The sequence below is a fragment of the Micromonospora sp. NPDC047467 genome (assembly GCF_040643095.1).
Classification (GTDB): domain Bacteria; phylum Actinomycetota; class Actinomycetes; order Mycobacteriales; family Micromonosporaceae; genus Micromonospora.
Genome location: NZ_JBEYTO010000003.1, coordinates 265,711 through 284,200 on the forward strand (window position 1 = coordinate 265,711; position 18,490 = coordinate 284,200).

18 protein-coding genes and 3 tRNA genes are annotated in these 18,490 nt (G+C 73.6%); 12 read left to right on the forward strand and 9 right to left on the reverse strand.

Translation table 11 applies throughout. From position 1 onward, the window contains the following. Positions 1-64: 64 nt before the first annotated feature. Positions 65-796 (forward strand): GNAT family N-acetyltransferase, encoded by a 732-nt coding sequence (locus ABZ780_RS09915; protein WP_357485542.1) that lies wholly within the window; start codon positions 65-67, stop codon positions 794-796. Between the two features lie 57 nt (positions 797-853). Here the strand turns inward: ABZ780_RS09915 and ABZ780_RS09920 are convergent. The 3 genes from ABZ780_RS09920 to ABZ780_RS09930 form a co-directional block, all read right to left on the reverse strand. Beyond that, positions 854-925: transfer RNA gene (locus tag ABZ780_RS09920), tRNA-Val, on the reverse strand. A 13-nt stretch (positions 926-938) separates the two neighbouring features. Further along, positions 939-1,009 (reverse strand) — tRNA-Cys (locus ABZ780_RS09925). Positions 1,010-1,043: 34 nt separating this feature from the next. Then, positions 1,044-1,116: transfer RNA gene (locus tag ABZ780_RS09930), tRNA-Gly, on the reverse strand. A 401-nt stretch (positions 1,117-1,517) separates the two neighbouring features. On the opposite strand from ABZ780_RS09930, the gene ABZ780_RS09935 reads away from it, so the two are divergent. The 3 genes from ABZ780_RS09935 (at position 1,518) to ABZ780_RS09945 (ending at position 5,968) form a co-directional block, all read left to right on the forward strand. Further along, positions 1,518-2,120: a TetR/AcrR family transcriptional regulator gene (locus tag ABZ780_RS09935; RefSeq protein WP_357485543.1), complete on the forward strand. Its 603-nt coding sequence runs from the start codon at positions 1,518-1,520 to the stop codon at positions 2,118-2,120. A gap of 73 nt (positions 2,121-2,193) precedes the next feature. After that, positions 2,194-2,775 (forward strand): TIGR03086 family metal-binding protein, encoded by a 582-nt coding sequence (locus ABZ780_RS09940; protein ID WP_357485545.1) that lies wholly within the window; start codon positions 2,194-2,196, stop codon positions 2,773-2,775. A 262-nt stretch (positions 2,776-3,037) separates the two neighbouring features. After that, a complete protein-coding gene (locus tag ABZ780_RS09945; RefSeq protein ID WP_357485547.1) occupies positions 3,038-5,968 on the forward strand; it encodes a M36 family metallopeptidase in 2,931 nt (976 codons plus the stop codon). Between the two features lie 45 nt (positions 5,969-6,013). Here ABZ780_RS09945 and ABZ780_RS09950 read toward each other — a convergent pair whose 3' ends face one another. Next, entirely contained in the window at positions 6,014-6,892 is an 879-nt protein-coding gene (locus ABZ780_RS09950; protein ID WP_357005088.1) for a hypothetical protein, read from the reverse strand. A gap of 150 nt (positions 6,893-7,042) precedes the next feature. Here ABZ780_RS09950 and ABZ780_RS09955 point away from each other — a divergent pair, with 150 nt between their 5' ends. The 5 genes from ABZ780_RS09955 to ABZ780_RS09975 all read left to right on the forward strand — a co-directional run bounded on the left by ABZ780_RS09955 (position 7,043) and on the right by ABZ780_RS09975 (position 11,613). Then, entirely contained in the window at positions 7,043-7,711 is a 669-nt protein-coding gene (locus ABZ780_RS09955) for a 50S ribosomal protein L11 methyltransferase (protein ID WP_357005087.1), read from the forward strand. Positions 7,712-7,768: 57 nt separating this feature from the next. Further along, positions 7,769-8,911 carry a cytochrome P450 gene (locus ABZ780_RS09960; protein WP_357485873.1) on the forward strand — a complete coding sequence of 381 codons (1,143 nt, stop codon included), beginning with the start codon at positions 7,769-7,771 and terminating at the stop codon, positions 8,909-8,911. Between the two features lie 22 nt (positions 8,912-8,933). Continuing rightward, entirely contained in the window at positions 8,934-9,779 is an 846-nt protein-coding gene (locus ABZ780_RS09965; protein ID WP_357485548.1) for a polysaccharide deacetylase family protein, read from the forward strand. An 89-nt stretch (positions 9,780-9,868) separates the two neighbouring features. Beyond that, a complete protein-coding gene (locus ABZ780_RS09970; protein ID WP_357005082.1) occupies positions 9,869-10,801 on the forward strand; it encodes an ATP-binding cassette domain-containing protein in 933 nt (310 codons plus the stop codon). After that, on the forward strand, positions 10,798-11,613 hold the full coding sequence (locus ABZ780_RS09975; protein ID WP_357005079.1) for an ABC transporter permease: 816 nt from the start codon (positions 10,798-10,800) through the stop codon (positions 11,611-11,613). The genes ABZ780_RS09970 and ABZ780_RS09975 overlap by 4 nt, the downstream gene beginning before the upstream one ends. Before the next feature lie 30 nt (positions 11,614-11,643). On the opposite strand, the gene ABZ780_RS09980 is transcribed toward ABZ780_RS09975, so the two are convergent. From ABZ780_RS09980 to ABZ780_RS09995, 4 genes are all read right to left on the reverse strand, one after another. Next, positions 11,644-12,321: a response regulator transcription factor gene (locus ABZ780_RS09980; RefSeq protein ID WP_357005076.1), complete on the reverse strand. Its 678-nt coding sequence runs from the start codon at positions 12,319-12,321 to the stop codon at positions 11,644-11,646. Then, entirely contained in the window at positions 12,318-13,946 is a 1,629-nt protein-coding gene (locus ABZ780_RS09985; RefSeq protein ID WP_357005072.1) for a histidine kinase, read from the reverse strand. The genes ABZ780_RS09980 and ABZ780_RS09985 overlap by 4 nt, the downstream gene beginning before the upstream one ends. 54 nt (positions 13,947-14,000) lie before the next feature. After that, positions 14,001-14,726: a dethiobiotin synthase gene (gene bioD, locus ABZ780_RS09990; RefSeq protein ID WP_357005069.1), complete on the reverse strand. Its 726-nt coding sequence runs from the start codon at positions 14,724-14,726 to the stop codon at positions 14,001-14,003. 114 nt (positions 14,727-14,840) lie between these two features. Further along, positions 14,841-15,977 carry an 8-amino-7-oxononanoate synthase gene (locus ABZ780_RS09995; RefSeq protein WP_357005066.1) on the reverse strand — a complete coding sequence of 379 codons (1,137 nt, stop codon included), beginning with the start codon at positions 15,975-15,977 and terminating at the stop codon, positions 14,841-14,843. A gap of 175 nt (positions 15,978-16,152) precedes the next feature. On the opposite strand from ABZ780_RS09995, the gene bioB reads away from it, so the two are divergent. Genes bioB through ABZ780_RS10010 form a run of 3 tightly spaced genes read left to right on the forward strand, consistent with a single transcriptional unit; the run spans position 16,153 to position 17,888 of the window. Further along, positions 16,153-17,148, forward strand: a complete 996-nt coding sequence (gene bioB / locus ABZ780_RS10000; RefSeq protein WP_357005062.1) for a biotin synthase BioB — start codon at positions 16,153-16,155, stop codon at positions 17,146-17,148. A 20-nt stretch (positions 17,149-17,168) separates the two neighbouring features. After that, on the forward strand, positions 17,169-17,378 hold the full coding sequence (locus ABZ780_RS10005) for a hypothetical protein (protein ID WP_357005059.1): 210 nt from the start codon (positions 17,169-17,171) through the stop codon (positions 17,376-17,378). A gap of 3 nt (positions 17,379-17,381) precedes the next feature. Beyond that, entirely contained in the window at positions 17,382-17,888 is a 507-nt protein-coding gene (locus tag ABZ780_RS10010; protein ID WP_357005055.1) for a GNAT family protein, read from the forward strand. Positions 17,889-17,897: 9 nt separating this feature from the next. Here ABZ780_RS10010 and ABZ780_RS10015 read toward each other — a convergent pair whose 3' ends face one another. Beyond that, positions 17,898-18,425 carry a DUF488 domain-containing protein gene (locus tag ABZ780_RS10015; RefSeq protein ID WP_357005051.1) on the reverse strand — a complete coding sequence of 176 codons (528 nt, stop codon included), beginning with the start codon at positions 18,423-18,425 and terminating at the stop codon, positions 17,898-17,900. Positions 18,426-18,490 lie beyond the last annotated feature (65 nt).

The following is an 18,490-nucleotide window of genomic DNA, read 5'->3' on the forward strand; positions in this document are numbered from 1 at the left end:
CGTCGCGTCCCCCGCATCAGCGGCACGGCCTGGCGCTGCCAGAGCCCGCGTTAGGATCCGGATCATGGCCTCTCTCGACACCGTGCTGGCCGCACACCGTGCCTACCTGCTGGGCTGGAACGTCGGCGAGCCCAGCGGCCCCGACCTGGTGACCTACCGCAGCGACGTGCCGCACGCCCCCCTCAACGGCGTGCTGCGCGCGACCGGACGTACGCCGCGGGAAGCCCTCGTCGAGGCGCGGCGCCGTCTCGACGGCGTACCCCGGATGTGGTGGGCCGGCCCGGACAGCGACGGCGGCCTCGCCGACGGCCTGGTGGCCCTCGGTGCCGTCGAGGTGGCCCAAATGCCGATCATGACGGTGGAGATCGGTGACGCGGCCGATGCTCCGACGCCGGCCGGGCTACAGATCAGTCTGAGCACCGACCTGGACGCGTTCGTCCCGGCCTACGCCCGCGTGTCCGGCATCCCGCCCGACGGCGTGGCGGCGGCGATCGACCGGGAGAAGGCGTTCGCCGGCAACGGCACCGTGCTCAGGTTGGCCGGTCACCTCGACGGCCGGATCGTCGGGACGGCTGTCGCCTGGCTGAGCCACGACCTGCTCACGCTCTACTTCGTCGGCACCCAGCCGGAGCAGCGTCGGCGGGGCATCGGCGCCGCGATGACCAGGGCCGCCCTCGACCTGGCCGGCGACCGGGGCATCCGCACGGTCGCTCTCACGTCGACGCCTGTCGCGGAGCCCGTCTACCACCGCCTCGGCTTCCGCACCGCCGGCACCTTCCGGTTGCTGACGTTCTGAGCCGCACATGCAGAAGGGCTCGCTACCGATTTCGGTAGCGAGCCCTTCTGCATCGTGTGGGCGATACTGGGTTTGAACCAGTGACCTCTTCCGTGTCAAGGAAGCGCGCTCCCACTGCGCCAATCGCCCTAGCTTGTTGCCGAGGTGGGGACGGGATTTGAACCCGCGTACACGGCTTTGCAGGCCGTTGCCTCGCCTCTCGGCCACCCCACCGAGGTTGCCCCCGTCATGCGTGGCGGCAGCTCCGAGCGGACGACGGGATTCGAACCCGCGACCCTCACCTTGGCAAGGTGATGCGCTACCAGCTGCGCTACGTCCGCACGCCCCCCGGCGTTCCCGGGTGACGGATCAGAACTTTAGCCGAGCCGGTGAACGACTGCCAAATCGGGGGTCATGTCGGCGCGTCCCCTTTCGTGCCGAACGGCAGTCGGCTGACGGCCCCGGGGGGACCGGAACCACGGCCGGCAGGCTTCCTAGGGGGCTGCCCTGGTGCCGCCACCGCCACCGACTGTCACCTTCCGGCGTCGCCCGCTCCCGTCGGGCCGATCGGCCGCCGGCGGACGGTCGGCCCGGCCGGCCGGTGTCGCCAGACCTCGACGAACACCCTCAAAAGAACGACCCGGAACGACATTCGAAAGTGTCCGGCTTCCGACTGCCACACTGCGGATCAAGCGGCGATGGTAACTGTTCGTGTTCGGTTGGATGGGCTACGGTAACGGTCGTGACGAGACGTGCGGCCGAAATTCGCCTGGATGCCCTTCTGCGCACGGCCTGTGACGTGATCGTGGAGCGCGGGCTGGCCAACACCCGAACGGCGGACGTGGCACAGGCCGCCGGGGTCAGCCAAGCACTGGTTTTCTACCACTTCGCCACGAAGGAGCGGCTGCTCGCGCAAGCATTCGCGTACGCGGTCGAGCAGGACCTGGCCCGACTGGACGCGGTCACCCGCTCCTCGGCCCCGCCGCTGACCAAGCTCCGCCGAATCCTCAAGCTCTACACCCCGGCCGGACGGCCGACCTCCTGGTCGATGTGGATCGACGGCTGGTCCGAGTCGCTCCGCACCCCCGAGGTGGAGAAGGCCTCCCGCCGGCTGGACCTGCGCTGGCGGGAGGACCTCGCCGAGGTGATCTCCGCCGGGGTCGCCGACGGCACCTTCCAGTGCGCCGACCCGGACGGGGCAGCCTGGCGGATCAGCGCCGTCATGGACGGCCTCGCCGTCCAGCTCGCCGTGCACGAGCGGGTGATCTCCCGCCGCCAGTTCGGGGAGTGGGTGCGGCTGGTCACCGCCCGGGAGCTGGGTCTGGAGCCGGCCGTCCTGGACTGAGCCGGCACGATCCCCACCTCCGGGCCGGGCAAAACGGCTCGAAGCACCCCCGACGACCGGAACAATCGGCAGCATGGATCTGCTGGAGGCGTACCGCCGGAGCCTGGCCGAGTTCGTCGACCGGGTGGACCAGGTCGGGCCCAGCCAGTGGCCCGACCCGACCCCCTGCGCGGACTGGGACGTCCGCACGCTTGTCAACCACGTGGTGAGCGAGGACCGGTGGAGCGTCCCCCTGCTCGCCGGCCGCACCATCGACGAGGTCGGCGACCGCTTCGACGGCGACCAGCTCGGCGCCGACCCGGCCACGTCGGCGCGGGAGGCGACCGCGCAGGCCGAGATCGCCGCCACCCATCCCGGCACGATCGACCGCACCGTGCACCTCTCCAGCGGTGCGACCCCGGCCACCGAGTACATCCAGCAGCTCCTCGCCGAGCACCTGGTGCACGGCTGGGACCTGGCGGTGGCGATCGGGGCTGAGCCACGGCTGGAGCCGGACGCGGTGCGGGTGTGCGCCCGGTGGTTCGCCGGCCAGGTCGACACCTATCGGAGCAACAACCTGGTCCACGACGCGGTGCGGCTCTCCGCCGACGCCGACGAGCAGGACCGCCTGCTGGCCGCCTTCGGCCGTGACCCCGACTGGGCCCCGGCCGACTGAACACGCCCCACGCCGGCCCCTGATCCGGTCGCAGCCAGCGGGCCGCCGCCACACCTCAGCCGACAGCAGCCGCCGCGGTATCGACCGCGGCGGCCATTGCACCCTTACCGGACACCACCTCTTCCACCGTGCTGACCTCGCGGAAAAGTCGAGCACAGGACCTTGCCGCACCCCCTGCCGACTGATATTCACAGATGCGCATGCTTTACCGCACGCGCCGGTCGGCGGCCCGCCGGCCATCCCGCTCCCATGAGGAGGTTCTGTGCCCCGGTCCGAGTGGTCACTCCCGACGAGCCGGCGACGACGCCGGCTCGTCGCCGTCCTGGCGGCGACGGCGACCGCCGCCGCGTTGCTCCCCACCGGTGCCAGCACCGCCGCCCCCACCGGCGGGGCACCGGCCGCCGAACGCTCCTCCGGGCCGTTCGCCGAGGGCCACCAGAGCGCCGACGTCGACAACCGCGCCGGTACGGCGGCACCCGACGCCCGCCAACGCGGCCTGGCCCGCGCCGCCGACCCCGACGTGCGATGGAACCGACTCGGCACGCCGCACGCCCTCGGCCCCGGCAGCGCCCCACTCGCCACCGGGCTACCCGCCGACCCGGAGGCCACCGCCCGCGCGTACCTGGCCGCCAACCGCGACCTGTTCGGAATGGACGCCGCCACTGTCGCCAGCCTCGACCGGGTGCTGGTCCGGCCCATCGGCACCGGTGCCGTGGTGACCCTCCGGCAGCGCTTCGGCGACCTGCCCGCCGGGCCGGACGGCCTGGTCACCCTCGCGGTCAGCGGCGGGTCGGTGCTCTCGGTCAGCTCGTCGCTGGCCCGTGACACGAGCCCGCCCGCGCCCGCCACCCGCACCGCCGAGCAGGCGTACGCCGACGCGCTCGCCGACGCCAAACTGACCCCCGACGCGGTGGCCAGCCACACCGTGCACGAGGTGGCCGTGCCCACCCCGCTGGACGGGCCCCGTGCCGCCTACGAGGTGACACTCATCGGCGCGAACACCGACCACCCTGCCGCGTTCACCACCTATGTGGACGGCATCACCGGGCAGGTGCTGGTCCGTGAGGATCTCGTCGACTACGACTCGGACAACCCGAGCTGGGCGGTCTTCCCGGCCACCCCGCCCCGCAACCTCGGCCCGGGGAAGGGCCCCCGGGTGCGCTGGTGCGGCGACCCGACGCCCGGCTGCAAGGCGGCGTGGCGCGACCCGGCCACCGGCCAGCCGTGGGACGTCGACGCGGCCACCGGCACGCCCACCTTCACCTCGCGCGGCAACTCCGCCAACACGGTGCTCTCCTGGGGTGCGGGCACCCCGGCCGTCCCGGCTCCCACCAGCCCCGACCGCCGCTACGAGTACCCGTTCACCGACCAGTGGCACCAGGCGAAGTGCAACCCGGAGGTGTTCACCTCCGCCCAGCGCAACGACGCGGACGCGTCCATCGCCAACCTCTTCGCCATGCACAACCGGATGCACGACTGGTCCTACCAGTTGGGCTTCACCGAGTCGGCGTGGAACCTCCAGGCGGTCAACCTCACCCCGGACGGGCTGGGCGGTGACGCCGAGCAGGGCCGCGCGCAGCAGGGCGCGCTGACCGGCAACCGCAACAACGCCAACCAGAGCACCCCGCGCGACGGGCTGCCGCCAACCACCAACATGTACCTGTGGCAGCCGCAGGCCGGCGGCCCGTACCCGCCGTGCGTGGACGGCGACTACGACATGACGGTGATCGGCCACGAGTACGCCCACGCCATCACCAACCGGATGATCGCCGGCCCGAACAGCGGGATCAGCGGCCACCAGGGCGGCGCCATGGGCGAGTCGTGGGGCGACCTGCTCGCCGCCGAGTACCTGTTCCAGCACGGGCTGCGCGCCCCCGGCGAGACGCCCTTCGTCACCGGCGGCTACGTCACCGGCAACCTGGTGAGCGGCATCCGCAACTACGACCTGAGCCGCAGCCCGCTCAACTACTCCGACATCGGCTACAACACCGGTGGTCCCGCCGTGCACGCCGACGGCGAGATCTGGGGCGCCACCAACTTCCGGGTCCGGTCCGCACTCGTCAAGCGGTACGGCCTCGGCACCCCGAAGCAGCAGTTGGAATGCGCGCAGGGGAAGGTCGCCGCCGACAAGTGCCCGGGCAACCGGCGCTGGTCGCAGCTCGTCTTCGACTCGTTCCTGCTCCAGGCCGTCAGCCAGGTCAGCATGCTCGACATGCGGGACAACATGCTCACCGCCGACCTGCTCCGCTTCGGCGGGGCGAACCAGGACCTGATCTGGGCCGAGTTCGCCCGCTCCGGGATGGGCCGGGACGCCGCCACCAACGGCGCCGCGGACACCGACCCGACGCCGAGCTTCGCCTCCCCGCGCGGCGGCAATGCGACGCTCACCCTGCGCCCGCGCGGGGACAGCGCCGACGCGCCCATCCGGGTGTACGTCGGTGCGTACGAGGCGCGGGCCACGCCCATCGCCGACACCGACCCGGCCACGCCGATCCCGGACACCGTGGAGCTGGTGGCCGGCACGTACGACCTGCTCGCCGTCGCGCCCGGCTTCGGGCACCAGCGGCTCAGCGTGGTCGCCAAGGCCGGCAAGAAGGGGCACATCGACCTGCGGATGAGCCGCAATCTCGCGTCCACCGCCTCCGGGGCCACGATCACCGGCGACGGGGTCAACCTGGACCGGATCGGCGACGACACCGAGGCCACGAACTGGGCGTCCCTCGACGGGGTGGCCGGCAAGCAGGTCACCGTGGCGCTGCCCGGCACCGCACCCCAGCTGATCAAGCGGGTGAACGTCAGCGCCATGCTGCGCCCGGCGATCACCGGGGACGCCGACACCGGCAGTCAGAACGCACTCAGCGCGCTGCGCTCGTTCGCGGTGTCGGCGTGCAACGCGAAGACCACCGACTGCGCGGACCCGACGCGCTGGAAGCGCATCTACACCAGTGCCGACGACGCGTTCCCCGGCGGGACGTACCGGGCGTACACCCGGGACATCAACCTCCGGACGTTCGCGGTGCCCACCACCCACGCCACGCACCTGCGCCTGGAGGTGCTGGCGAGCCAGTGCACCGGCGGCCCGCACTACGCGGGTGAACAGGACGACGACCCGGCCACGACGACGGACTGCGCGACCGCCAGCCCGGCCCGCGGCCAGGTCAGGATCGCCGAGTTCCAGGCCTTCTCGAAGTGACACCGTCGGGGCCGGCGGATCTCCGCCGGCCCCGACGCCCCCGGGTCAGCGGCGGGCCGGTCGCCAGCGGCCGGTCGGCGGGGGCCGCTCCCAGCGCCGGTCCTCGGACGGGTCCTCGGTCCCGGCCGGCGCGGCCCGGGTGAGGTGGCGCAGCCGCAGCAGCAGGCCCATCCCGAGTGAGAGCAGCAGGGCACCGAGCAGGAAGGCGGCCTGCACCACACCGAACCCGCCGGACTGCGCGACCGGGCGACCCGCGCCGGCCGCCGGTGGCGCGGCGTCGATCGGCTGGTCGGCGACCGGTTCGGTGCTCTCCTCCTCGGCCGGCTCACTCGCCGGTTCGCTGGGCTCCGGCGGCGTCGCGGTGGGCTTCGGCGTACTGGTCGGGGTGCCGCCCGCCCCCACCACCGAACGGGTCGCGGTCTGCCGGGCCAGCAGGCGCAGGTTCGCGTCGTACGCCTCGGCGGCGAGGGTGACGCGGCCCTGGGTGACGTCCTCGGCGAAAGCCACCCGGTAGCGGGCGGTGACCGTTCGGCCCGGGCAGAGCGTGCCCGGGTCGAGCTGCCGGTCGGTCAGCCGGGCCACGTCGCCGTCGGTCCGGATCTCCAGCGGAAAGACTCCGGTCTCCTCCACCCGGTCCATCTTCACCTGATCGAGCCGGATGCCCTGCACGCTCAGCACCATCGACCAGCGCACCTTGACGCAGCCGCCGCGCCGGTCGGTCCGCGAGACCACCGCAGAGAGCGTCCGCACCTGGTCGCCGGCGGTGAACCGGGCCGGCAGCCCACTCAACTCGGTGGCGAACGCCGCCTGCGCCGGAGCGGCCATCGCCAGCTCCACCCCGCTCAGGCAGGCCAGCACCACCCCGATCCGTAGCGCCTTCCGCCACACCGTCACCACCGCCGCCCTCCGTTCGGTTGTCTCCACCACGCAACGCTAGGAGCGCGCCGTCGACCGGGCCAGACGGGTGTGTTCGCACCGGGCGGCAAGGACAGGGCCTGTTATCACCGAGTGTGGTGAACCGGTGACCGGCCCCCGCGACACGCCCGGCGGTTGGTCGCTGGGACAATCGCCAGCGTGTCCGAACTCTCCACCACCTTCGTCCGGCTGCACGCCCGGCTCGCCCCGGTGGCGTTCGTGCCCGAGGTACGGCTGCACCAGGCGGACGAGCCGATCGGCCTCTGGGAGCTGACCGAGGGCGAGTTCAGCACCGACCGGCCGCCGCCGTTCTGGGCCTTCGCCTGGGCCGGCGGCCAGGCGCTCGCCCGCTACGTGACCGACCACCCGGAGCTGGTCGCCGGCCGCCGGGTGCTCGACCTCGCCTCCGGCTCCGGCCTGGTGGCCATCGCCGCCGCCCGGGCCGGCGCGGCGTCCGTGCGGGCCGTCGAGGTCGACGAGTTGGCCGTCGCGGCGGTCGCGCTCAATGCCGAGGCCAACGGGGTACGCGTCGACGCCGAGTTCGGCGACGTCCTCGACGGCGATGCCGGGGACGCCGAGGTTGTGCTCGCCGGCGACGTCTTCTACAGCGAGGCGATGGCCCGTCGGGTGCTGCGGTTCCTGCTGCGCGCGGCCCGTGCCGGCGCCCCGGCGCTGGTCGGCGACCCCGGGCGGGCGTTCCTGCCCCGGGATCGTTTCGACGAGCTGGCGAGCTACGACGTGCCGGTGCCGGAGGCCCTGGAGAGCGTCCGGGTGAAGCGCACCACCGTGTGGCAGTTGCGGGCCGGCCTGCCGGGGGCTGCCGGCTAGCGTGTCGGCGTGCTGTTCCGGAGCTGGGCGTCCGAGGTCGAGGCACCCTGGCCGGACGTGGCCACGGTGACCGACCACGTCGGCGTACCCCATCTGGTCGTGACCCGGCACGCGCTGGTCCGTCAGGTCCTCGCCGACCCGGCGACCTACCGGCCGGACAACGCGCTTGACGCGGTGACCCCGATGCCGGTGACCGCGCTGCGGGTGCTCGCCGGGCACCGGTTCCGGCTGCCGCCGACCCTGGCGAACAACTCCGGCGCCAGCCATCCGCAGATCCGGGCGATCGTCGCCGACGCGCTGCACCCCGCCCGGGTCGCCGCGCAACGCCCGTGGCTCACCGCGCTGGTCCGCGACCGGGTCGCCCGGCTGACCGCCACGCTGGACGCCGGGCAGCCGGTCGACCTGTACGCGGACCTCGCCGCCGACCTGCCGCTGCTGGTCCTGGCCCGGCTGGTCGAGCTGCCGGACGCGCCGGTCGGCGCGGTCAAGGAGTTCGCCCGCGCGGCGCTGGAGCTGTTCTGGGCGCCGCTGGACGGCGAGCGGCAGTTGGCGCTCACCGCCGAGGTGGGCCGGTTCCACGGCGTGCTGCGGGACTTCGCCACCACCGGCGGCGGCCTGGCCGCCGAACTGCGCGCGGCCGGGCACCCACCCGACGTGGTCGTCGGCGCGCTCTTCTTCCTGCTGGTCGCCGGCCAGGAGACCACCTCGCAGTTCCTCACCCTGCTGCTGCACCGGCTGGCCGGTGAGCCCGCCGTGCGGGCCGGCCTGCGCACCGGCGAGGTCGCCGTGGCCGACGTGGTGGAGGAGGGCCTGCGGCTGGAGCCACCGATCGTGACCTGGCGCCGCGTCGCGTCGACGGACAGCACGCTGGGCGGGCACCACGTGCCGGCGGGCACCAGCCTCGTGCTGTGGCTGGCCCGCGCCGGCCGGGACCCGGCGGTCGTCGAGACGCCCGACGAGTTCCGCCCGGGCCAACGCGGGTCGCGCCGGCACCTGGCGTTCGGGGCGGGAGCGCACCGCTGCGTCGGCGACGTGCTGGCCCGGATGGAGGCAGCCGTCGTGGTGGCCGAGGCCGCGCCGCTGCTGGACGGGGTGACCGTGGTCCGCCCACCCTGGTGCCCGGACAACCTGACCTTCCGGATGCCGGACGCCTTCGTCGTCCAGCGCTCTTCGGGGACCACCGGCCTGACCGGCTCCTGATCAACTCGGTAGGTTTCCGGGCGTGTCAGCGACCCCTGCTCGTCGGATCCTCGCCGTCGTACCGCTTCTGGCCCTGCTGGTGCTGAGTGCCTGCACAGGCAGCCCGGCGTCGCACGCCGCCCGACGGACCACCACGGATCAGCCGACCCCGTCCGCCCCGCTCCCCACTCCGTCGGCCTCACCGTCCGCGACCGCGAAGCCCACCCCCGGAAGCCTGGCCTGGTACGTGTCCCAGGTGCCGACCTTTCCCGAGGCGCCGCTGCCGCAACCGGTGCAGCTTCCCGCGACCGACACGGCACCGTTCTGGCACCGCGTGCCGACCGAGCAGAAGGTCGCCTTCATCACCATCGACGACGGCGGGCTGGCCCGCCCACCCGAGGTGATCGACTTCATCTGGGAGGCGCGGATCCCGGTCACGATGTTCCTGAACTCACCGGCGGCGCAGGAGCACACCGACTACTTCCGGCAGATCGAGGCGGTGGGCGGGATCATCGAGAACCACACCATCACGCATACCTCGCTGGCCGGCCGGTCGTACGCCTACCAGAAGCAGGAGATCTGCGGTGCGGCGGACAAGCTGGAGGCGCTGTTCGGCAAGCGACCGACCCTGTTCCGCCCCCCGTTCGGCGAGCACGACAGCAGCACCCTGAAGGCCGCGCACGACTGTGGCGCGAAGGCGGTCTTCCACTGGACCGAGACCGTCCACGAGGGGAAGGTGCGCTACCAGACCCCGGAGAAGGTGGTCCAACCCGGCGATGTGCTGCTCATGCACTTCCGGCCGGCGCTCATGGACGACCTCCTCGCGGCGCTGAAGGCGATCCACCGGGCCGGGCTCACACCGGCACTGTTGACGCAGTACGTACGGTGACCGAGCCGCCGCCGGCATGACCAAAGTCAGGGTCGGGTGGTGCCGTTCGGGCGCGGTGCGGCAGCCGGCCGGCCGCCTAGCGTCAGCGCATGATCACATTACGTGGGTTGACGAAACGGTTCGGGGAGACCACCGCGGTCGACGCCCTGACCGTCGACATCGCGCCCGGCCGGGTCACCGGCTTCCTCGGCCCCAACGGCGCCGGCAAGTCCACCACCATGCGGATGGTCCTCGGCCTGGACCGGCCCACCGCCGGGCAGGCGCTGGTCGCCGGCCGGTCGTACCGGGAGCTGCGCCGACCGCTGCACGAGGTGGGCGCGCTGCTCGACGCTCGAGCCATCCACCCCGCCCGGTCCGGTCGGGCGCACCTGCTCGCCATGGCCCGCAGCAACGGCATCCCGGCCCACCGGGTGGACGAGGTGCTGGACACCGTCGGGCTGGACGGGCGCTCCGCCGGCAAACCGGGCCGGACCCTCTCCCTCGGTATGGGTCAGCGGCTCGGCATCGCTGGCGCGCTGCTCGGCGACCCGCCGGTGCTGATGTTCGACGAGCCGGTCAACGGCCTCGACCCGGACGGGGTGCGCTGGGTCCGGCAGCTCATGCGTTCGCTGGCCGACGAGGGACGTACGGTCTTCGTCTCCAGCCACCTGATGAGCGAGATGCAGCTCACCGCCGACCAGCTCGTGGTGATCGGCCGGGGACGGCTGCTCGCCGACGCCCCGATCGGTGACGTGATCGCCGGCAGCGCGGTCGCCGTCCGGGTCCGCAGCCCGCATCCCGACGGGCTGGCCACCCTCTCCGCGCGTCTCACCGCGACCGGCGCCACCGTCGAGCCGGCCGGCACCGACGAGCTGACCGTCACCGGGGCCACCGTGGACCGCGTCGGTGACCTGGCGTACGAGCTGGGGGTGCGGTTGCACGAGCTGAGCTCGCACGGCGCGTCGCTGGAGCAGGCGTTCATGGAGTTGACCGCCGACAGCGTCGAGTACGCCGGCGGCCGGACCGGAGGTGGAGCACGATGAGCACGAACACCGTCGCGGGTGCCCGCCCCGCCGCGTCACAGGCTGCTCCGGCCGCGTTCGGCGGTGCGGTGGCCGCCGAGTGGACCAAGTTGTTCTCGGTCCGCAGCACCTGGTGGACGATGCTGGCCGGGCTGCTGCTGATGGCCGCGAGCGCCCTCCAACTGGCCATCTACGCGGCCAACGACAACACCAACGACGACCCGCTCGACGACCGGGGAATCGTCACCGCCGGCAGCGTGGTGATCGGTTCCGTCGAGCTGACCCAGTACGCGGTGCTGGCGCTGGGCCTGCTGGCGATCACCACGGAGTTCACCAGCGGCACCATCCGGAGCACCCTGCAGTGCACCCCGGCACGGGGTCGCGTACTGCTGGCCAAGGCCGTGGTGGCCGGGACGGTCACCTTCGCCCTCGGGCTGTTGCTCGGCGGCGTCGGCGCACTTGTCGCGCGGCCGACGCTGGGCGAGTGGGGCAGCGCCCCGGTCGCCGAGACGATCGGCGACATCGTGGCGGTGGCGACCTACCTGGCGCTGGTCGGCGTGCTCGCGCTGGGCCTCGGCGCGGCACTGCGCAGCGCGGTGCTCACGATCACCGTGCTGTTCGCCACCCTGATGATCGTGCCGCTGTCGCTCCAGGAGCCGGACATCGCCGCGCTGAACCGGGTCGCCGACGTCTTCCCCGGCGTGGCCGGCGGGCACTTCCTGGCCGGCGACACCGAGCCCTACCCGGGCGCGGTCGGGCTGCTGCTGCTCGCCGGGTGGGCCGGCGCAGCACTGCTGCTGGGCCGGGCCGCGCTGCGCCGCCGCGACGCCTGACCGGTGAGCGGGGGCCGACCCGGCCCCCGCTCACCCGTCGACCAGCCCCGCCTCGTAGGCGATGATCGCCGCCTGCACCCGGTTGCGCACGTCCAGCCGGGTGAAGATGCTGGTCAGGTAGCTCTTCACGGTCCCCTCCACCAGATGCAGCCGGCGGGCGATCTCCGCGTTGGACAGCCCCGCCCCGACCAGGGCCAGCACCTCACGCTCCCGCTCGGTCAGCCCGGCGGTCCGGTCCCGCGCGGCGGGCCGGCGGGCCAACCGCCCGGCACCCAGCTCGATCACCCGTCGGGCCACCCGAGGCGACAGGTACGCACCGCCGTCAGCGACCGCGTGCACCCCGGCGAGCAGCTCACGCGGGTCGCCGGCCTTGAGCAGGAACCCGCTCGCGCCGTGCCCCAGCGCACGGGCCACATGGTCGTCCTCACCGAAGGTGGTCAGCATGATCGTCGCCGTGGCCGGTGCCAGCCGGTGGATCTCGGCGGCGGCGGCCAACCCGTCCAGCCGGGGCATCCGGATGTCCAGCAACGCCACCCGGGGTCGGTGCGCCCGGACCAACTCCACCGCCGCCCGCCCGTCGCCGGCCTCGGCGACCACCTCGATGCCCGGGTCGGCGGCGAGAATGGCCCGCACACCGGCCCGGATCATCGCCTCGTCGTCGGCGAGGACCACCCGCACTGGCGTCGCCCCGACCGTGTCGGTGTTCACTGCGCGATCCGCTCCTTGCTGGCCAGTCGGCCGTCGGCGAAACACAGCCGCCACGTCGGCTCGGCGAGGGGAAAGTTGCCGTCGGTGTAGTACTCGCAGCCCGGCTCCGAGGCACCGAGCGGCGGGGTGAGCTGCCGGCGGGGCAACCCGGGCAGGTCGGCGCGTACCGTTCCGGGCCGCATCCGGTCGTACGTCGGCTCGTCCAGCACCGTCCCGGCCGTGGCGAACGGGTAGTAGACCAGCGACAGGACCAGCGCGAGACCGGCCGGCGCGGCGAGCGCGGTCAACAGGCTCCGCCGGACCCGACGCCGGGCCTCGCGCAGCCGCCGCTCGGCATCGGCCGGCCGCTCGAACCCACCGCCGGCGGAGCCGTCATCGCCGAACGCCCCGTCGATGAGCGGACCGTCGGTCACCGCGCCCGGCTCGACGGGACCGGCCGGCCACCCGCTGACGGGAACACCGGCAACCGGGTCGACGGGCAGCCGCGCCCGCACCGCGAAGCCGCCGTCCGGACACGGCGCCGCGGCCAGGACACCGCCGGCCAGCCGTACCCGCTCGGCGAGGGCGAGGAGGCCGCTACCCGAGGACGCCAGTCGGGGCAGTGGACCGGCCGGCGGCGGCCCGTTGCGCACCCGCACCTCGATCCCGTCCCCATCGAGGGCGATGGTGACGGCGACCGGGGCGCCCGGGGCGTACCGCGCCGCGTTCGTCAGCGCCTCCCGGACCACCCGGTGGGCGGCGGGCCCGGTCATCCCGGGCAACTCGACGACGCCCGGCGGGGCGTCCAGCTCGACCGCCATCCCCGCCTCCCGGGCACCGGCCACCAGGTCCGCGACGGTCTCCCCCACCGGCCGCACACCGGCGAAGCCGTCCTCTTCCCGCAGCACCCCGATGATGTCGTGCAGGCGTTCGGTCGCCGCCGCGACGCTGGCCCGCAGCTCGCCCACCGCCGCCCGGTGCCCGGGGGCCAGATCGCTGGCCAGCTCCAACGCGGCCGACCGCAGGGCGATCAGGCTCAGATCGTGGCCGAGCGAGTCGTGCATCTCCTCGGCGATGCGTGCCCGCTCGCGCAGCCGGATCCGCTCGGCCGCGCCCCGCCGCTCGCGCGCCAGCGCCTCGACGTGCCGGCGACCGGCATCGGCCAACTCCTGCTGCTGCCGGCGGTACCGGCCCACCAGCCACGGAAACACCCCGGCGAACAGCAACACCGAGGCCAGCAGGAACCAGGTCGCCGCACCGGTGTCGAGCAACCCCAGGTTGAGCACGGTGCCACCCACCGCGATCACGCTGAACAGCACCGCCGCCGGTGCCGCGCCCCCGCTCCGCCGCCCGGTCAGATAACTGAACACCGGGATCGCGAACACGAAATTGCCGTCGACCAGCGAACCGAGCACCACCAGCAGCAGCCCCACCAGCGGCCAACGCCGCGCCGACGCCACCGCCACCGCCAGCACCGCCAACGAGCCGAGCAGCAGCACCGCGCCGAAACGCGGGTCCGGTGGAGTCAGCCTGGCAACCACGATCGGAGCGGCCACCACCATCCAGAGCAGCACGTCCACCAGCGGACGCCGCCACCGGTACGCCCACGACGGCGCACCGGCCACCAACCGGCCCAGGATCCCCACGGCGGCCAGGCTACCCACGCCCGACCAGCGCGGACACCGACTAAAGTCAGGTGTTCAGCTGCTCTCCTCGGCCCACACCCGCCAGTCGTCGAGCACCCCGTGCAGGGCCGGAGTGAGCCAGCCCGGAGCCGACCGCCGGAACACGCCCGGATCCATCGCGCCGGCACCGTCGGGCACCGCGCCCAACAGATTCGGAACCAGGTCGGTGAGGTTCGTCCAGTGCACCAGCTCCGGCGACGACGGCCAGGCGCCGATCACCACACCAGCCGGCACCGCCCGCCGGTCCAACGCCTCCATCGTCAGGGCGGTGTGGTTGAGAGTGCCCAAACCGGCACGGGCCACCACCACCGCCGGGGCACCGAGCGACACCGCCAGGTCAGCCATCGTCCACGGCTCCCCCGACGGGCGCAGACCCATCGGCACCAGCAGGCCACCAGCCCCCTCGACCAGCACCAGGTCGTGCTTGTCCGCCTCGTCCCGGACGGCATCCACCGCCGCGTACAACTCCAGCGGCGGCAGGTCCGCCACCCGGGCGGCAGCCAACGGGGCGAGCGGATCCGGAAAACTCGCCAGGGTGCGGCCGGTCAGCGGGGCCGCCAACCGGTTGACCACGTCCACGTCACCCGGCTCCCCGCCGGCCGTACCCGTCTGACCCGGCTTGACCACCGCCACCCGCAGCCCGGCGGCCTGCGCGGCCGCAGCGATCGCCGCGGTCACCACGGTCTTGCCCACCTCGGTGTCGGTGCCGGTAACCAGGACCGGCCCCTCCCACGCGCTCACCGCGCGGCCCTTGCTCGCGACTGCGGGGCTCGCAAACCCGGCTCACTCCTCGCGCTCACGGTGTCACCTCGGTTCGCGACTGCGGGGCTCGCAAACCCGGCTCACTCCTCGCGCTCACGGTGCGCAGTCCACGATGACACCCAGCGCCCGCTCGAAATCCGCCCGGGGCACCCCGGCGCCGACGGTCAGCCGTAGCCGGGAGCGGCTGTCCGGGGTGGACGGCGGCCGGAAACAGCCCACCGCGACACCCCGGTCGCGGCAGTCGGCGGCCCAGGCGGTCGCCGCCTCCGGGCCGGGGGCGGTCACCGAGATCACCGCCGCGTCCGGCGTGGAGACGGTCAGCCCGGCGGCGCGCAACCGGCCGACCGCCAGCGCCACCCGGTCGGCCAACTCGGCCCGCAGGTCGTCGCCGTCGCGGGCCAGCCGCAGCGCCGCGTGCACACCGGCGGCGACCGCCGGCGGCAGCGCGGTGTCGAAGATGAAGGTACGGCCGGTCTCGACCAGGTGCCGGACGAACTCGGCCGGCCCGGCGACCACCCCGCCCGCGCCGCCGAGCGCCTTGGACAGGGTGGCGGTGACCACCACGTCCGGCTCCCCGGTCAACCCGGCGGCGGCGACCGCACCGGCCCCGGACGGCCCGGTCACGCCGAGCGCGTGCGCGTCGTCGACCAGCAGCAACGCGCCGTAGCGACGGGCCACCGCGTGCAGGTCGGCCAGCGGGGCGAGGTCACCGTCGACCGAGAAGACCGACTCGGTGACCACCACCGCCGGGCGGCCCGGCGCCACGGCGAGGGCGGCGGCGACCGCCGTCACGTCGGCGTGCGCGGTGACCACCGTCTCCGCGCCGGAGATCCGGCAGCCGTCGATCAGCGACGCGTGGTTGTGCGCGTCGGACACGAGCAGCGTGCGAGGTTGGACGAGGGCCCGCAGCGCACCGAGGTTGGCCAGGTATCCGGAGGAGAAGACGAGAGCCCGGTCGGTGCCCAACCACCGCGCCAGCTCGTCCTCCAACGCCTCGTGCGCATCGGTGGACCCGCGGACCAGACGCGACCCGGTCGCCCCCAGCCCGTACGCCGACAAAGCCGCCGTGGCGGCGGCGGTGACCTCCGGGTGGGTGGCCAGGCCGAGGTAGTCGTTGCCGGCGAGGTCGGTCATCCCGTCGTCGGCGGGGCGCGGATGCAGTCGCCGGGTCAGGCCGGCCTTGGCCCGCAACTCCGCGCGGCGGTCGAGCGCCGCCAGCCAGTCCGCCACCGTCACCCCTTCACTGCCGTCCGCGCCGAGACCCGCCGGGCGAAATTACCACCCGCCACCGCCAAACCGACGGCTCCGCCCGGCGCGGCCACCCGCCGAGCGGACACTGCCGCCGAACGATCAACCGGCCGGCGGGCCATTCCGGCTGACCGGGGCGCCTTGTAGGGTACGAGCCATGCCAGAGATCCTCGACCAGGCCCGTACCCAGGTCCTGGGTGACGGCGTCGGTCTTGACGAGGCCGGCGTCCTCGCCGTGCTGAACCTGCCCGACGAGCACCTGCCCGCCGCCCTCCAGCTCGCCCACGAGGTGCGGATGCGCTGGTGCGGCCCGGAGGTCGAGGTCGAGGGCATCGTCTCGCTGAAGACCGGCGGCTGCCCGGAAGACTGCCACTTCTGCTCCCAGTCCGGCCTGTTCACCTCCCCGGTGCGCTCGGTCCTGCTGGACATCCCGTCGCTGGTCGAGGCCGCGAAGCAGACCGCGAAGACCGGTGCGACGGAGTTTTGCATCGTGGCCGCGGTGCGTGGCCCGGACGCCCGGCTGATGAAGCAGATGCGCGAGGGCGTCGCCGCCATCAAGGCCGAGGTCGACATCCAGGTCGCCGCGTCGCTGGGCATGCTCTCCCAGGAGCAGGTCGACGACCTGGTCGACATGGGCGTGCACCGCTACAACCACAACCTGGAGACCTGCCGGTCCTACTTCCCGAACGTGGTCACCACGCACTCGTGGGAGGAGCGCTGGGAGACGCTGCGGATGGTCCGGGAATCCGGCATGGAGGTGTGCTGCGGCGGCATCCTCGGCCTCGGCGAGACGGTCGAGCAGCGGGCGGAGTTCGCCGCGCAGCTCGCCGAGCTCGACCCGCACGAGGTGCCGCTGAACTTCCTCAACCCCCGCCCCGGCACTCCGCTCGGTGACCGCGCGGTGGTCGAGGGCAAGGACGCGCTGCGGGCCATCGCCGCGTTCCGGCTGGCCATGCCCCGCACCATCCTGCGGTACGCGGGCGGCCGAGAGATCACCCTCGGTGACCTTGGCACGCGTGCCGGGCTGCTCGGCGGCATCAACGCGGTGATCGTCGGCAACTACCTGACCACGCTGGGTCGGCCGGCGAACGCCGACCTGGAGCTGCTCGACGAGCTGAAGATGCCGGTGAAGGCGCTGTCGGCGACCCTGTAGAGACGATCCGTGAGGACGACGTGACCCAGCTTGTCGAGACCGTACCGGCGCAGCGCTGGTGCGACAGGTGTGGCGAGGACGCGGCGGCTGGTGGGCACGAGCCGTGCGCGGCGGCCCGGGCGCTGGAGCCGCCGCGCTACTGCGCGCACTGCCGCCGCCGGATGAAGGTGCAGGTGCTGCCGGTCGGTTGGTCGGCGGTCTGCGTCGAGCACGGCGAGATCCGGGGCTGACGCGTGCTGCGGGGGCGGGCGGTGACGTTGCGGCCGGTGACCGACGACGACGTGTCGGCCCTCGCGGCGATCCGGGCCGATCCGGAGGTACGCCGGTGGTGGCGCGGCGGTGACGACCTGGCCGACTCCGTCCGCGCCGACCTGGCCGACGACGAGCTGACGCTGTACGCCATCGAGCACGACGGCCGGGTGATCGGCGCGATCCAGTGGTACGCCGAATCCGACCCGGACTACCGGCACGCCAGCATGGACATCTTCCTCGACCCGGCGGTGCGCGGCGCGGGGCTCGGCGTGGACGCCATCCGCACCCTGGCCCGGCACCTGATCGACGAGTACGGCCACCACCGGTTCACCATCGACCCGGCGGCGGCGAACAGCGCGGCGATCCGGGCGTACGCCAAGGCCGGTTTCCGCCCGGTGGGGGTGTTGCGCCGGCACGAGCGGGGCGAGGACGGTCGCTGGCACGACGGCCTGCTGATGGACCTGCTCGCCGACGACCTCGTGGAGTGAGCCGGCGGGTCAGCCGTCCCAGCACAGGTGCCCGTCCGGGAGCCGGCGGGCACCCTCGGCGGGTTGGTGGGTGCTGAGCCGCCCGTCCGGCAGCAGGTGTGCCACCGGCGTCCCGTGGCCGAGCGCCGCGACGTCGGCGATCAGCCGGCGGTGGCAGCGCCACCAGAGGCTCTCGCTGCACATCACCGCGGTGGTCCGCCGGGTCGCGTCGGCCAGCACCTCGGTCAGTGCCACGTCGAACTCCGGTGTGCGGGTGTACGCGGCGTACGCCCGGAACGCCGCGACCTTCCACCAGGTGTCCGGCTCGGGCTCTCCGGCCGGGACGTGCCGGCGTCCGCCCAGACGCGGCTCCCAGCGGTACTCGATCCCGTACTCGGGCAGCCACCGCTCCAACTCCTCGCGCCGGACGTCCGGGTTGGTGCGGCTGGCGGGGTAGCGCCGTACGTCCACGAGCAGGGCCACCCCGGACCCGGTCAGCAACTCCCCCAGCCGCACCCGGTCGGCTGTGCCGTGCCCGACGGTCAGCAACTCCCCCACAACGCTGAGATGCCCGAAATCCCGGCGGGTTATCCCTGGTCGGCGCGGCGAGATCTTGGACAGTT